Source organism: Hafnia sp. HMSC23F03 (genome assembly GCF_001816025.1).
GTDB classification, from domain to species: domain Bacteria; phylum Pseudomonadota; class Gammaproteobacteria; order Enterobacterales; family Enterobacteriaceae; genus Hafnia; species Hafnia paralvei.
Window position 1 is genome coordinate 1 of the sequence record NZ_KV824190.1, and the last position, 13,974, is coordinate 13,974.

Below are 13,974 nucleotides of genomic sequence, written 5' to 3' on the forward strand. Positions count from 1 at the left end.
GGCGATACCAAACCGGAGCGGAGATGGCGTCTCGAATAAAAGCGCACGGGTGCCGGGTGTGTGCGCAGGCACACCCGGCTCGGACGCCTTCAACTGAGGTTCCATGTAAATACCGTCATTGATAGGCGGTCGAAACATTTCACTACAATCCCATAGAGGATTAGCGTTCCAAACCGGAGCGGAGATGGCATCTCGAATAAAAGCGCGCGAGTGCAGAGACCACGCGCTGGTGGTCTCTGCCCGTACGCCTTCATGGATGTATCAATGAAGCTCGGTATGGACAGGCGGGCGGAATATTACACACAGTGTATCAATGACGCGCGGTATGGACTGGCGGGCGGAATATTACACTGTAGGAACATAATCAAGCCCCACCTACAATCTACTGTATCAATAACCCCCACTTCTCCACCCACGGCCCTGTAACAACTTCAGGCTCTGCATCTACCTGGGCATCCACTTCAAGAAGCTCGCCGATACGCGTCGCTTTCTGCTCTTGCAGCAACTCATCAAACTGATGGCCAGCACCACAGAAATGGGTGTAGCTACTGTCTCCTAGCGCGATCAGCCCGTAGCGCAGTTCTGGTTGGTAGCCCACGTTATCTCTCACCGAATGAAACAGCGGTGAGATAGAATCCGGTAAATCGCCTTGCCCCGTCGTTGACGTGACGATCAATACATAATGATTGCGGTAGAACTGCCACTCTTCTAGCGTTCCTTCCTCAAACAACTTCACATCGTGGCCCTGTGCTTTGAGGATATTCTCGGCATCCTCTGCAGCCATCAATGCGTTGCCGTAAACCGTTCCAACAAAAATGCCAACCTGCGCCATAATGCTTTCCCTTTTAGTAAGAATTTACGCCGACGTTGTCTTACTCATCCTGACCGTAACTCTCGAGAAACTCAACCCTTTCAAGGTCAGGGAGATACTCTTCCCAACCAAAATGCGCCATCATTCGTTGCCAACGATCGTCGAGCCCAGCCTGTAGGCAAAGCGGCTCTCCGGTAATCGGATGCTCTAAACACAGCTCACTGGCATGCAACATCAAACCGGAACAGGCAAAGTGCTGAGACATAGCGCGATTCTGGCGTAGGTCCCCATGTTTGGTATCGCCAATAATCGGGTGGCGCAGATGTGCCATATGGCGGCGTAGCTGATGTTTACGGCCAGTCTCCGGCTTTAGCTCAATCAAGCTGTAGCGCGCGGTTTGATACTTACCTACCGCAACCGGCATTTCCACCGTGGCTAAGGAACGATAGTGAGTGACAGCCGTCTGTGGTGCTTTATCAGGATCGCTGAACTTATCTGCGATCTTATCCAGCTCAGGTGTCAGGGCATAATCAACAACCGCCTCACCTTCTAAATAGCCTCGCACCACTGCATGATACGTTTTATTCATTTCACGCTGCTCAAACTGCTCAGACAGCATACGTGCCACCTCGCTAGATAGCGCCATCAGCAATACGCCGGATGTCGGCCGATCTAGACGATGCACGGGGAATACATGCTGACCAATCTGGTCACGCAGCGTTTGCATGACAAATACCGTTTCATGGCGATCAAGCCAACTGCGATGAACTAACCAGCCCGCAGGCTTATTGACCGCAACAAGATGTTCGTCCTGATAAATAATATTAAGCATCAATTAGCATCTTCTTGATTCAGCATGTCATCCAACTGCTGAAGCAATACGATTAACGGCTGAACCTCCAGCAGACGCTCTTTAAACGCGACTTCAAAATAAGGGGCAATTGCAAAACGACGTGGCAACGGCGATTGGCTATCTAGCAACGCAAACATGCGTGGTAGCAATATCCATTGCAGCCATTGCTCTGGAGCCATGGTATCTACACAAAAAGGCTCTTTGCTTTCAAAAGCCTGAGCATCAGGCGCACATTCCTGAGACAGATGTAAACTGTCCAACTGTTGCTCTATTTGCAGCAAATGTTGTCTGACTTTAGCGTATTCGCTCATGCTTTTCTCACTCATCTCTACAGGCGGGATACAAAATGGGGGCAAAGGATAGCATTGAAGGGAGCTCCCCCCAATAGGCACTCTTGATAGGGCACTGCGGGATATAACGATTATGTATAGGCAAAGAAAAAGGGCGTACTGTTTACACAGTACGCCCGGTTCGTTTTATAGCAATCCAGCTACTCATTGTGCTCCCTGCTCATCCATGAAAACTTTTCCGTATGGCTATCCATTTCCCGACAATCCGTCGTCTCGTCCCACTTTCGTCCTGACGTTTCATCCTGCATCATCCAGATGCTGTTCCTCAGTCTTCCTGACCCGCCTGTTATCCTAACTGGCTCTCAATCTCCGTCCTGGAGGTGTCCTTTACTTCAATCCTGAAGTGTCCTTGGCCAACATCCTGTGGCACATCCTTTATCACTCTTCCTGAGTGTGTCCTCGCTCCTTCCTGAAGCAACATCATCCTGATGTGTCCTGCTCCAACCGTCTTCCCTTCCGGTGAAACTAATATCGCTGATTCTTTCCCTTAAAACAATGAGGCTTTAAGGCTCACAGATGGCTTACACGGTGAAAAACAGCAAATAAAAAATATAACCAGTTGATATACAAATACAATTTAAAATCAACTTACGCAAAGTCTGCATGAATAAGCGATATATCCTACACGTCGTGTGAGAGATCTCTCACACGGCAACGGGCAAGCGTGTAAGCCAACCTTACTTTTTGATGACTGGTTGCAAACGAGAAAGGAACTCCGACAACGATTCAGCCAGCACTTCTCGCTGTTTACTGCCGAACTGCTCCAGCAAAACATTGCCTGTGAGGTTACAGAGGGAAACTAGCTGTAGCTCTGAATCTGTAGTCGCTAAAAACAATGTAGGCGATAGCTTCAAACGGCGTTGAGTCACAAGATGCCCAATTTGATTCTCTTGCAAACGCTGCAAATCATCTTCACTCCACACCTGAACCAAATCCAGATGCAAATCACCCAGCGTGGCGCTCATATCACCGGCGTATTGTGAGGTAAAGAAGGGAACAATATCCTTATGCAATTGAATGTCCAAAGCACGGGAAATACCATTTAATCCGTCGGGAGCTGTCGCCAACAGCGCTTTCCAATAGACTTTCTCGCTATCGGTGCGAACAACGCAGGGCGAAGCGACGCCGTATAGCGCTTCACTATAAGGAAAATCGCCGGTTTCATTCTGCCAAACATTGATAAAACGGTGGGTAAACTCCGCTAATGCGGCAGAAACATCATGCACCATGTTTTCTCTCACTCAGGTAAACTATAAAGTATCTGCTGATTGTACCGTTCTTATTCAAACATAGGCCACATAATGTCATACCAAGATCACAAGGCGCTCTCCGGCTTAACCCTTGGCAAAGCAACCGAATACCGCGATCAATACGACGCAACCTTGCTCCAGCCGGTTCCTCGCAGTATGAACCGTGAGCCGTTAGGACTTTATCCAGAAACTCTACCTTTTCACGGTGGCGACATCTGGACGCTGTATGAGCTGTCATGGCTCAATGCCAAAGGCTTGCCCCAAGTGGCCATTGCCAATGTTGAGCTGGATGCCTTCAGCCACAATCTGATTGAATCAAAAAGTTTTAAGCTTTACCTCAACAGCTTCAACCAGACACGCTTTGCAGACTGGAATGAAGTACAAACCACGTTACAGCGCGATCTGGCACACTGTGCACAGGGCAACGTTAGCGTGCAGTTAATGTCGCTTGATAGCGTTGAAGGACAAGCCATCGCAGCATTTGACGGCGAATGTATCGATCATCAAGATATTGAAATCACCCACTACGAATTTGACGCTGAACTCCTTAAAAACGCCGCTAGCAAGCAGGCTATCGTTGAAGAAACATTGGTGAGCCACCTGTTAAAATCCAACTGCCTTATTACCCATCAGCCTGATTGGGGCTCCGTAATGATTCAGTATCGTGGTCCAAAAATCGATCGCGAAGCATTACTGCGCTATTTGGTGTCATTCCGTCATCACAACGAATTTCATGAACAGTGTGTTGAACGCATTTTTTGCGATATTCAGCGCTTCTGTCAGCCAGAAACGCTTAGCGTGTATGCCCGTTATACCCGTCGCGGAGGCCTAGACATCAACCCTTGGCGCACAAATACTCCGTTCGTTGCACCAAAAGGCCGACTGGTTCGCCAATAAGCTTCGCAAAAATCGCAGAAGCTTACCTACTCTTACGTAAGAGTATTGGCAAAATCCAAAAGACAACGGTAAGGTGATTAAAGGGCGTAAAACGCGTTGTACCACAATAAACTACTGATGAATCAAGATACCTGCTTGGTTGATACGCTAGTTTTACGCCAGCTTTGAAGGATAATGTAGAAGATAAAGTAGCTCATTAATTCCATTGCAAAACGTGTCAGGAACAACGGAAATTAACTGCCTATTCACTGAACAGGCATGCTAATCCTGATACAAACGCGGTAACCGCATCGGTAGATGTATAGGAGTGACTTTGATTACACATATCAGCCCGCTTGGGTCTATGGATTTGTTGTCGCAGCTTGAAGTTGACATGCTAAAGCGTACAGCAAGCAGCGATTTATACCGTCTATTCCGCAACTGCTCCCTCGCCGTACTCAACTCTGGCGCGCAAACCGATAACAGCACTGAGCTTCTATCGCGATTTGAAAGTTTTGATATCAACGTATTACAACGCGAACGTGGCGTAAAACTGGAGCTGGTCAATCCGCCTGAAGATGCTTTTGTTGATGGACAAATCATCCGCTCGCTACAGGCCAACCTGTTTGCCGTCCTGAGAGATATTTTGTTCGTTAACGGACAGATGAGCAGTAATGGCCGCTACCCTCATCTCGATAGTAAAAATCCCGTTCACATTACGAACATGGTGTTCTCTATCTTGCGCAACGCCCGAGCGCTACACGTGGGTGAAGAACCCAATATGATTGTGTGCTGGGGTGGACACTCGATTAACGAAATCGAATATCTTTATGCTCGCAAAGTCGGCAATCAACTGGGACTGCGCGAATTAAACATCTGTACTGGCTGCGGGCCGGGCGCCATGGAAGCGCCAATGAAAGGTGCCGCCGTGGGTCATGCTCAGCAACGCTACAGAGATAGTCGCTTTATCGGTATGACCGAGCCATCCATCATCGCGGCTGAGCCACCAAACCCTTTGGTGAATGAACTGGTGATCATGCCAGACATCGAAAAACGTCTAGAAGCCTTTGTTCGCTTTGGTCATGGGATCATCATCTTCCCTGGCGGTGTGGGTACTGCGGAAGAATTACTCTATCTGCTCGGCATTTTGATGAATCCGGAAAACAAAGATCAGGTATTACCGCTGATCCTGACTGGACCAAAAGAGAGCGAAGATTACTTCCGCGTACTTGATGAATTCATCATGAGCACGCTAGGCGAAACTGCGCGTAAACATTACACCATTATCATCGACGATCCGGCTGAAGTCGCTCGCCAGATGAAACGTGCAATGCCGAAGGTGAAGGAGAATCGTCGTCAAACCGGAGACTTCTACAGCTTCAACTGGTCGATAAAGATTGCGCCAGACTTACAGCTGCCGTTTGAGCCAACGCACGCGAATATGGCCGATCTCAATCTGTACCCAGATCAACCTCCAGAGCAGCTAGCCGCATCGTTACGTCGAGCCTTCTCAGGGATTGTGGCGGGTAATGTGAAAGAAATAGGCATCGCCGAAATTGAAAAACATGGCCCGTTTAAAATTCACGGTGACGCTAAGATGATGCAGCACATGGATCATCTGCTACAAGGCTTTGTCGCGCAGCATCGTATGAAACTGCCGGGAACCGCCTATGTACCTTGTTATGAGATTATCAAATAATCATCACTAACACTCTGGGCGGTGGAATGCCGCCCATTTTCTCTGATCATCAGTAATGACCATGCAAATACACCTTCTGATCGTTGATGCCTTAAATCTCATTCGCCGTATTCATGCCGTCCAAGGCTCCCCCTGCGTTGTTGCCTGCCAGCATGCGTTGCAACAGCTATTGGCTCATAGCCAACCCACACATGCAGTAGCGGTTTTCGATGAAGACGATCGGGATAACAGTTGGCGTCATCAGGCATTACCCGATTACAAAGCGGGCCGCAGTGCTATGCCTGAAAACCTCGCGGCGGAAATGCCAGCTATCCGAGAGGCCTTCGCTAAACTTGGCGTGCAGAGTTGGCACTCGGCTGGTAACGAAGCTGACGATCTCGCAGCTACTTTGGCTCAAAAAATCGCGCTAACTGGACATCAGGTCACTATCGTTTCGACTGATAAAGGCTATTGCCAATTGTTAGCGCCTACCATTCAAATCCGCGACTATTTTCAAAAACGCTGGCTCGATTTACCTTTCGTAAAAAAAGAGTTTGGCGTGGAGCCTCAACAGCTCACCGACTATTGGGGACTGGCAGGGATCAGCAGCAGCAAGATATCTGGAATACCCGGTATAGGGCCCAAAGCAGCGGCTACGCTACTAAATGAGTTTGGCTCACTCTCAGCGATTTTTGAACAGATTGAAAACGTGCCGAGTAAATGGCGAAAAAAGCTGGAAGAACATCGCGAACAAGCCGAACTTTGCAAGAAAGTGGCCACGTTGCAAACGGATCTCACCATCAGCGGCAATTTGCAGCAACTGAGATTACCTTAAGTTATCAGTTACACATAAAGCAGTGGCATTCAGCTCACCTAACAAAAAGGAGCCTTTCGGCTCCTATCGTGCATCAGAGAAATGCTGACTAAATCACTTAGCCGTTATGGCTATTCTTTAGCTGCATCCGGCGATTAAGCTCACGCTCGTCTCGGCGACCAGGAATTGCGCCCCAAATTCGACGCACATGCACCGTAATTTCTTCGCGATCATGATAGAGCTGCTTCGCTGCAATTTGTGCATTAATGCCATTATCTTTTAGCGTTTGCGCAAGAATCGCCAGATTTTGGCTCACTTCTTCATAACGCTTCTTCATAGGCAATTTGAGGTTAAAGATCGCCTCACGGCACCAGCCATTAACCAGCCAGTGAGCCATTAAGTTAGACACCTTGGCTGGCTTCTCGACCATGTCACAGACCAGCCAATCAACGCCGTTAGTGTGTGGTGGCTCGAATTTAAAACCATCGGCTTTATGATGAGTCACTTGACCGGTATCCATCAGGCTAGGTGCCATTGGACCGTTATCCACGGAATGCACCCACATGCTGCGCTTCACTAGCTGATAGGTCCAGCCCCCTGGACAAGCTCCCAAATCGACGGCCTTCATGCCCCCAGCTAGCCGCTCATCCCACTCATCGTGTGGAATAAATACGTGCAGCGCTTCTTCTAGCTTAAGCGTAGAACGGCTCGGTGCATCAGAGGGGAATTTCAAACGAGGAATTCCCATATAGAACGGCGAATTGTTGTTGCTGTAGGAATACCCCACATAGCAACAGCCTGGCGCGATAAAGAACACATGTACCACGGGGCGATGCGCGTTTTCATTCTTCAGTAAGATCTTTTGCTCACGCAGCGCAGCACGCAGCGGAACCGTAAACTTACGGCAGAACTTCATCAGCTCTTTGCTTTCGTTGGTATCAGGCACTTCTACACGCAGTTCTCCCGCACCTTCAACCACGTTCATCAGCATGCCAACAATCGGCGACACGCGGTCATCGGTTGGCAGATCTTTCAGCAGCTCGCCCACCACAATCATCTGGCGAGCAAAAATCAGCTCGCGAAAAGGCAGATTCTTAGCAAGCTTATCGGCATCTTCGTGCTGGTAGCATTCAAACGTTACGTAACCACTGTTCTCTTTAACTCTAGGAAAACCAAAAACTTCCAGAGCGGCAGCCTTCTCGGTAATTTCTGCTGCACATTCTTTTTCGAATCCTGGGCGGCAATATAAAGCTAATTTATTCATGGCGTTCCGCCCTTTTCCTCATGCGTAGGGCCCCAACAAGCATCAAGGTCCAACCTACTAAAAAGCAAACGCCGCCGATAGGCGTGATATACACCCACAATTTAAGATGCGACAGCGCAAGACAATAAAGACTTCCACAAAACAACACAGTGCCCAATGCCAATAAGGCACTGCTCCAATAAAACCATAGGTTCTTACGACGTTGCATTAGGGCTGCCAACCCTAGAATCGCCAGCGTGTGAATCCCCTGATACTGCAATCCTGTATGCAGCCAATCCATTTCCGCCACGCCTAAGGTGCGGCTCAATACATGAGCGCCAAATGCCCCAAGTGCGACAAAAACAAAACCGCTAATCGCGGCAAAAATCATCATTGAACGACTACTCATCCCGATTACCTTACATTAAGCCGCTGTACGCCGCTTTTAACTGCCTGCAAAAAATAACTAAGATTCATAACGAAAACGGAATTTTTCCTGCTCGCTGGCAGCACGAGCAAGGATCCATTGGCGGAAAGCCGCAATTTTGCCGAGCTCCGCCTGACTATCCTGACAAACCAAATAGAACGAATTTTTGCTGATTAATACGTCGTTAAATGGGCAAACCAACCGGCCGGCCTCAATTTCAGTCTGTGCCATCACGTTATTGACCAACGCAATGCCTTGGCCATGCACCGCAGCCTGAACCACCATGGCACTGTGGCTAAAGATAGGGCCTTGCTGAACATTAATATGCTGTAGCCCTAATTGACGGGTGTAAGCCAACCAGTCTCGACGCGACGTATCATGCAGAAGCGTATGATAAGCCATATCGGCCGGATCTTTTAGCGGATGTTCGCTCAATAATAACTGTGGTGAACAAACCGGGAGCAAATATTCAGCGTAGAGACGCTCTACGCGCAGCCCTGGCCAATGCCCACGACCATAAAAAATCGCGACATCGACGTCATCAGCCAATTTACCCTCTTCGCGATCCACAGCCTGAATGCGCACATCGATACCAGGATACGCCGTATTAAAACCTGAAAGACGAGGCACAAGCCACTGAATAGCGAAGCTTGGCGGCAAACTGACTGTCAATGCGCCTTTTGCACTGCGCGCCTGTAGTTTGCGCGTGGCTTCGTTAAGAGATGAGAAAATTTCTTTGATATCGAGGTAATAACTTTGACCCTCTTCCGTCAGGAGCAACGAACGATTACGCCGGCGAAATAGCTTCAGCCCAAGGAAATCTTCCAATGATTTTATCTGATGACTGACCGCCGCCTGAGTAACGAACAGCTCCTCTGCAGCCTTGGTAAAGCTGAGATGTCGGGCTGCCGCATCAAACACGCGCAGTGAGTTTAGTGGTGGTAATCGTTTAGACATGGCTGGCCACTTTTTATCAAACGGTTGCAGATAATTAACCGTTTATTTACCCATTAGTTTTTTTTATCCGAGCCATTATAAATTGTCCGTTGAGGATAGGCCAGCAAATACCTATAGTGGCGCCACTTCCCGAGCCGGAACGAAAAAGTGTTTGTGGATTGAGTTCCTGAATGCTTTTGGCTTTGTGGTTGTGATGTTGTGTTTGCAAGTTGTCTGACGATTTCAGACATAGTAGCTCTGCTACTCTTTTTTTCACTTCCTGTACATTTACCCTGTCTGTCCATAGTGATTAGTAGCACCGCAAATTGCGGTGCTTTTTTTTAGCAAAAACGCCAGCCTAGGCCAGCGTTTTTTCGTGCTACGACGTTGATTGAGAAAAATTTAATTAGTTACTCTCTGTCATTTCTTTTACGTCGTTACGGTTAATTTGCTGCTGATTGCCGTTAGCATCTTTGTAGCTAATCATTCCGGTTTCGTTATCCACCTGAGGTTTACCATCGCTCACAATGGTGCGACCATCGTTGGTGTGCATGACATAATTGCTTGAACACCCAGCCAGTACGAAGGTAAACATCACGGCGGATAAAACAGCACCTAATTTCTTCATGATTTACTCCTTGCAGTTTAAAATGCGCTACTAACGCTCTTTTTATCTCCGGCACATTCATTTGCCAGTAGTTAAAAGCATAACAAGCTATTTCAGCTTTGCCAGAAAACTGTCGGATTATTCAGATTAATCTTGCTGTACCATCATCTGGCTCAATAACAAAGCGGCCTGCAACGAGGAATTATTCCGCATGACATCCTTCGATTATTTAGCCTTTCGCGGCCACTTTCCTGCTCTCGCCACGGGCGATAGCCAGCAACATGATGCGGTGTATCTCGATAGCGCCGCCACCGCTCTCAAGCCTCAGGCGTTGATAAACGCGAGTCAGGACTATTACGCTGGCAGTGCCGCTACCGTTCACCGCAGCCAGCATCAAGCGGCTCTCAGCCTGACTCAGCGCTATGAGTCAGCACGTCAGCACGTTGCCGAACTTCTGCATGCGCCAAGTGCCAATGATATCGTCTGGACCAAAGGCACCACCGAGGCGATTAATTTGGTGGCGCAGAGTTACCTACGCCCAATTCTGCGCGCCGGTGACGAAATTTTAGTGAGCGAAGCTGAGCACCACGCGAATCTGATCCCCTGGCTAATGGTGGCTGAACAGTGCGATGCCAACGTTATCAAACTTCCCGTTGATGCCCAGGGTCTGCCGGACTTAAGCCTGCTACCTGCATTGCTTTCACCTCGCACGAAACTGATGGCCTTAGGGCAAATGTCGAACGTTACCGGCGGCTGTCCCGATCTTGCCTATGCGTTACAGCTCGCCCATCAGAATGGTACGCCGGTGATGATCGATGGAGCCCAAGGGGTGGTTCATCATCCGCTGAACGTCAGCGAACTCCATGTTGATTTCTATGCTTTTTCTGCTCATAAAATGTATGGCCCGACGGGTGTCGGCGTGTTGTACGGAAAAACCGTATATCTAGAGCAGATGCACGCATGGCAAGGTGGCGGAAAAATGCTAACTAAAGCTGGGTTTGACGGTTTTACGGAGCAAGCCATCCCCCATCGTTTCGAAGCAGGGACACCCAATATTGCCGGAGTTATCGGATTTTCAGCGGTATTAGAGTGGCTACAGCAGTTTGATTTAAACGCCGCAGAAACCTACAGCGTAGCGCTAGCAGAAGACGCTGAACGGCAGCTCAGGCAGATAACCGGTTTTACCAGCTACCGCGCCCCAAATTCTGCGCTGCTCGCTTTCAATATTGCGGGAGTTCACCACAGCGATTTGGTCACGTTAGTGGCAGAGCAAGGCATCGCTCTTCGGGCTGGTCAGCACTGCGCTCAACCGTTGATTCAAGCATTAGGCATCACAGGTTCCCTGCGCGCCTCGTTTGCGCCTTATAATCGGCCAGAAGACGTTACTGCATTAGTAAAAGCGGTAAACTACGCACTATCTATCTTGAACGACGAGGATCTCTCATGATCGCCCCACACTCTTTTGGCCGCACATTGACCCCTGAGATGTTAATCGCACGTTTTGATGCACTGAAGCTGTGGGAAGAACGCTACCGCCAAATCATTCTGCTGGCGCGGGAATTACCGCCACTGCCGGCAGAGTTGAAGCAACAAAAGACCGAACTGGCAGGCTGTGAAAATCAGGTATGGCTGGGCGGAGAGTTGCTTGAGGATGGGACGATGCACTACTACGGCGATAGCGATGGCCGAATTGTGAAAGGCTTATTGGCTATTTTACTGACCGGCGCTGAAGGCAAAACGCCACAGCAAATTATAGACAACGATCCGCTTACGCTATTCCAACAGCTTAATATTTTAGAACAGCTGAGCTCATCCCGTGCCAGCGGTTTAAATTCGCTGGCTGCGGGTATCAAAAATATCGCGCAAAACTATCTATAACGCCAACTCACGCTCGGCTTTCGCTAACATCTTCTTAATCGCATGAGCGACGGCAACAAAACCAAACGTTGCCGTCACCATCGTGACCGAACCAAAACCTGAAGCACAATCCATCCGTTTTGGCCCTTCAGCCGTGCTACGCGAAGCACATACGCTTCCGTCAGGCTGTGGGTATACCAGCGGTTCCGTCGAAAATACGCAGTCAATTCCCAGCTTCCCTTTGCTGTTTTTCACCACGTTGAAATCATTCTTCAAGCGTTCACGCAGTTTAGCAGCCAAAGGATCCTGAATCGTTTTGGCAAGATCGGCAACTTCTATCCGCGTAGGATCAATCTGTCCACCCGCACCACCGGTGGTGACAATCGGGATCTTAAAACGGCGGCAATAGGCCAACAGCGCAGCTTTAGGACGCACGCTATCAATAGCATCAATGACATAGCTAAAACGATTATCAATCAGTTGATCAACATTATCTGGAGTAATGAAATCGTCGATACAGGTCACTTGGCACTCTGGATTAATTTCGCGAATGCGCGCGGCCACCACTTCCGTTTTCGCCTGCCCGACATTGCTGCGCAAAGCGTGGATCTGCCGATTGGTATTCGTCACGCAGACATCATCCATATCGATCAACGTAATAGCACCAATCCCTGTGCGCGCTAGCGCCTCTGCCGCCCACGATCCCACGCCACCAATACCGATAACGCATACGTGCGCCTGAGAGAAAACGCCCAACGCATGCTGGCCATATAGACGAGCGATACCGCTAAAGCGCTGCAGATAAGCGTCGGAAAAAGATGCTGTCATTGGATTTATTACCTTAGAAATTCTTGATCCCCCCCTCTTTCTCGTTATCAGAGAAAGAGGGGGTCATTACGATAGATGATTTTATTACCGATTATACGCGCTGAACAGCGGTCCACCGCTTTGTGGCGTTTTCAGAACCCAGACACGGCCATAGTGATTATAGAAACCAGCCGCATGGCCTGCTTCTGGCCCAATACCTTGATAGATATCGAAGTGTTGTCCTTTAATCGCCCCGCCCACGTCCAGAGCCACCATCAAACGCATTTCATACTTTCCGGTAAATTTGCCTTGGTTATCCAATAGTGGCACTTCTGCCAGCAACGTAGACCCTGCTGGAATAAGCGAACGATCGGAAGCCACGGAGGCCTTAGCCACTAAAGGCACACCGCTCGCCCCTTTCACTGGCGCATACATTTCTGGCTTAAAGAACACGAAAGAAGGATTCTGTTCCAGTAGCTCACGAACCTCAGCCGCAGAATGACTATCAGCCCATTTACGAATTGCCTGCATCGACATCTCTTCGCGTGCAACTTCGCCACGGTCAATCAACACCTTCCCAATACTGCGATAGGCATGGCCATTTTTGCCGGAATAACCGAAGAAAGTTAACGGACGACCATCGCCGTAATCCACATAACCGCTACCCTGCACTTCCATCATGAAATTATCCATAATCGAATTGCTATAACCGATTTCAAGATTTCGGTTATCTAACGCTCCGGAATAGATAGCAGAACGCTCCGGTAAACGGCGGTTCTTGCCTTTGCTCGGCATACGATAGAGCGGATACTGGAATTCGCCCTGACGTGTGTAGCGCGCTTCAATCACCGGCGTGTAATAGCCCGTGAACTGCACGTTACCAAAATTATCCATACCTTCCATCTGGTAGGCGTTCAACCCGAACTGGGAAAGCTGACGCGTATCGGCTCCCGCACGTAGCCAGTTGGTGACCGCTTGGAAAGTATCGTTGTTTCTATTATAGAGAGAAGGCGAAGCCCGCTGGATTGCGGTGAGCTGATCGGCGAAATCCTTTCCGTTAACCGGTTTTCCTTTTGCGTTCGGCCTATTAACGAGCTCTAATGGATCGTTAATCTTCCCATCCTTATATTGCTGGCCTTTATCCGTTGGACGGGACGAACACCCCGCCAGCAACGCAACCAACAGTCCACCTACTACATATTGTCCCCAACGACCTTTCATCTCACGCTCTCTAGAAACCAAATAACCACCGCCGCACGATAACAAACCCGCCGCCTGAAAGGAATTCTCCCCACTAAAAAAACGATAAGTCGGCAATATCGATTAAAAAGAGCTCTGCATGATTAAAAAACATGCATCAAACTGATAAATGAGTGATGTTTGTCAAAAAATTCTTGCATCAAATTCTATCGAGTGTATAGTTCGCCCTCATCGGACGCGGGGTGGAGCAGCCCGGTAGCTCGTC

15 protein-coding genes and 1 tRNA gene (1 of these 16 only partly in view) are annotated in these 13,974 nt (G+C 48.9%); 6 read left to right on the forward strand and 10 right to left on the reverse strand.

All coding sequences use genetic code 11. The features are described 5' to 3' along the window. Nucleotides 1-382 precede the first annotated feature (382 nt). The 4 genes from HMPREF3091_RS02265 to syd form a co-directional block, all read right to left on the reverse strand. On the reverse strand, nt 383-832 hold the full coding sequence (locus HMPREF3091_RS02265; protein ID WP_070713906.1) for a flavodoxin: 450 nt from the start codon (nt 830-832) through the stop codon (nt 383-385). A gap of 40 nt (nt 833-872) precedes the next feature. Next, nucleotides 873-1,643, reverse strand: a complete 771-nt coding sequence (truC, locus tag HMPREF3091_RS02270; protein ID WP_004094366.1) for a tRNA pseudouridine(65) synthase TruC — start codon at nt 1,641-1,643, stop codon at nt 873-875. Then, entirely contained in the window at nt 1,643-1,975 is a 333-nt protein-coding gene (locus tag HMPREF3091_RS02275) for a YqcC family protein (RefSeq protein WP_035503704.1), read from the reverse strand. Before HMPREF3091_RS02275 ends, truC begins: the two co-directional genes overlap by 1 nt. A gap of 716 nt (nt 1,976-2,691) precedes the next feature. Then, nucleotides 2,692-3,243, reverse strand: a complete 552-nt coding sequence (gene syd / locus HMPREF3091_RS02280) for a SecY-interacting protein (RefSeq protein ID WP_070713909.1) — start codon at nt 3,241-3,243, stop codon at nt 2,692-2,694. A 72-nt stretch (nt 3,244-3,315) separates the two neighbouring features. Between syd and queF the strand changes: the two genes are divergently transcribed. The 3 genes from queF (at nt 3,316) to xni (ending at nt 6,653) form a co-directional block, all read left to right on the forward strand. Next, nucleotides 3,316-4,161, forward strand: coding sequence for an NADPH-dependent 7-cyano-7-deazaguanine reductase QueF (queF, locus tag HMPREF3091_RS02285; protein ID WP_070713912.1), 846 nt, complete (start codon nt 3,316-3,318; stop codon nt 4,159-4,161). Nucleotides 4,162-4,474: 313 nt separating this feature from the next. Continuing rightward, nucleotides 4,475-5,839, forward strand: coding sequence for a nucleotide 5'-monophosphate nucleosidase PpnN (ppnN, locus tag HMPREF3091_RS02290; RefSeq protein WP_008814526.1), 1,365 nt, complete (start codon nt 4,475-4,477; stop codon nt 5,837-5,839). Between the two features lie 61 nt (nt 5,840-5,900). Further along, entirely contained in the window at nt 5,901-6,653 is a 753-nt protein-coding gene (gene xni, locus HMPREF3091_RS02295) for a flap endonuclease Xni (protein WP_070714092.1), read from the forward strand. 97 nt (nt 6,654-6,750) lie between these two features. Here the strand turns inward: xni and rlmM are convergent, their stop codons facing one another. From rlmM to HMPREF3091_RS02315, 4 genes are all read right to left on the reverse strand, one after another. Then, nucleotides 6,751-7,896, reverse strand: a complete 1,146-nt coding sequence (rlmM, locus tag HMPREF3091_RS02300) for a 23S rRNA (cytidine(2498)-2'-O)-methyltransferase RlmM (protein ID WP_004094376.1) — start codon at nt 7,894-7,896, stop codon at nt 6,751-6,753. Continuing rightward, on the reverse strand, nt 7,889-8,284 hold the full coding sequence (locus tag HMPREF3091_RS02305; RefSeq protein WP_193763934.1) for a DUF423 domain-containing protein: 396 nt from the start codon (nt 8,282-8,284) through the stop codon (nt 7,889-7,891). The genes rlmM and HMPREF3091_RS02305 overlap by 8 nt, the downstream gene beginning before the upstream one ends. A gap of 57 nt (nt 8,285-8,341) precedes the next feature. Then, nucleotides 8,342-9,259: a transcriptional regulator GcvA gene (locus HMPREF3091_RS02310; RefSeq protein ID WP_008814529.1), complete on the reverse strand. Its 918-nt coding sequence runs from the start codon at nt 9,257-9,259 to the stop codon at nt 8,342-8,344. 385 nt (nt 9,260-9,644) lie between these two features. Next, entirely contained in the window at nt 9,645-9,866 is a 222-nt protein-coding gene (locus tag HMPREF3091_RS02315; RefSeq protein WP_004094379.1) for a YgdI/YgdR family lipoprotein, read from the reverse strand. A gap of 190 nt (nt 9,867-10,056) precedes the next feature. On the opposite strand from HMPREF3091_RS02315, the gene csdA reads away from it, so the two are divergent. Both csdA and csdE read left to right on the forward strand, forming a co-directional pair. Next, entirely contained in the window at nt 10,057-11,292 is a 1,236-nt protein-coding gene (gene csdA / locus HMPREF3091_RS02320) for a cysteine desulfurase CsdA (RefSeq protein WP_070713913.1), read from the forward strand. Further along, on the forward strand, nt 11,289-11,723 hold the full coding sequence (gene csdE / locus HMPREF3091_RS02325) for a cysteine desulfurase sulfur acceptor subunit CsdE (protein ID WP_070713916.1): 435 nt from the start codon (nt 11,289-11,291) through the stop codon (nt 11,721-11,723). Before csdA ends, csdE begins: the two co-directional genes overlap by 4 nt. On the opposite strand, the gene tcdA is transcribed toward csdE, so the two are convergent. Both tcdA and mltA read right to left on the reverse strand, forming a co-directional pair. After that, complete coding sequence (tcdA, locus tag HMPREF3091_RS02330; protein WP_070713919.1) at nt 11,718-12,530, reverse strand: tRNA cyclic N6-threonylcarbamoyladenosine(37) synthase TcdA; 813 nt, start codon at nt 12,528-12,530, stop codon at nt 11,718-11,720. The genes csdE and tcdA overlap by 6 nt on opposite strands. Nucleotides 12,531-12,614: 84 nt before the next feature. Then, on the reverse strand, nt 12,615-13,730 hold the full coding sequence (gene mltA, locus HMPREF3091_RS02335) for a murein transglycosylase A (protein WP_070713922.1): 1,116 nt from the start codon (nt 13,728-13,730) through the stop codon (nt 12,615-12,617). A gap of 215 nt (nt 13,731-13,945) precedes the next feature. On the opposite strand from mltA, the gene HMPREF3091_RS02340 reads away from it, so the two are divergent. Then, nucleotides 13,946-13,974, forward strand: a tRNA-OTHER gene (locus HMPREF3091_RS02340) (it continues 53 nt past the right edge of the window).

Bases quoted from the DNA above. Each gene is read 5' to 3' on its own strand.
- HMPREF3091_RS02305 (WP_193763934.1), bottom strand. From the start codon at position 8,284: ATGAGTAGTCGTTCAATGATGATTTTTGCCGCGATTAGCGGTTTTGTT.
- xni (WP_070714092.1), top strand. From the start codon at position 5,901: ATGCAAATACACCTTCTGATCGTTGATGCCTTAAATCTCATTCGCCGT.
- HMPREF3091_RS02275 (WP_035503704.1), bottom strand. From the start codon at position 1,975: ATGAGCGAATACGCTAAAGTCAGACAACATTTGCTGCAAATAGAGCAA.
- truC (WP_004094366.1), bottom strand. From the start codon at position 1,643: ATGCTTAATATTATTTATCAGGACGAACATCTTGTTGCGGTCAATAAG.
- tcdA (WP_070713919.1), bottom strand. From the start codon at position 12,530: ATGACAGCATCTTTTTCCGACGCTTATCTGCAGCGCTTTAGCGGTATC.
- queF (WP_070713912.1), top strand. From the start codon at position 3,316: ATGTCATACCAAGATCACAAGGCGCTCTCCGGCTTAACCCTTGGCAAA.
- HMPREF3091_RS02310 (WP_008814529.1), bottom strand. From the start codon at position 9,259: ATGTCTAAACGATTACCACCACTAAACTCACTGCGCGTGTTTGATGCG.
- csdA (WP_070713913.1), top strand. From the start codon at position 10,057: ATGACATCCTTCGATTATTTAGCCTTTCGCGGCCACTTTCCTGCTCTC.
- rlmM (WP_004094376.1), bottom strand. From the start codon at position 7,896: ATGAATAAATTAGCTTTATATTGCCGCCCAGGATTCGAAAAAGAATGT.
- csdE (WP_070713916.1), top strand. From the start codon at position 11,289: ATGATCGCCCCACACTCTTTTGGCCGCACATTGACCCCTGAGATGTTA.
- HMPREF3091_RS02315 (WP_004094379.1), bottom strand. From the start codon at position 9,866: ATGAAGAAATTAGGTGCTGTTTTATCCGCCGTGATGTTTACCTTCGTA.
- syd (WP_070713909.1), bottom strand. From the start codon at position 3,243: ATGGTGCATGATGTTTCTGCCGCATTAGCGGAGTTTACCCACCGTTTT.
- HMPREF3091_RS02265 (WP_070713906.1), bottom strand. From the start codon at position 832: ATGGCGCAGGTTGGCATTTTTGTTGGAACGGTTTACGGCAACGCATTG.
- mltA (WP_070713922.1), bottom strand. From the start codon at position 13,730: ATGAAAGGTCGTTGGGGACAATATGTAGTAGGTGGACTGTTGGTTGCG.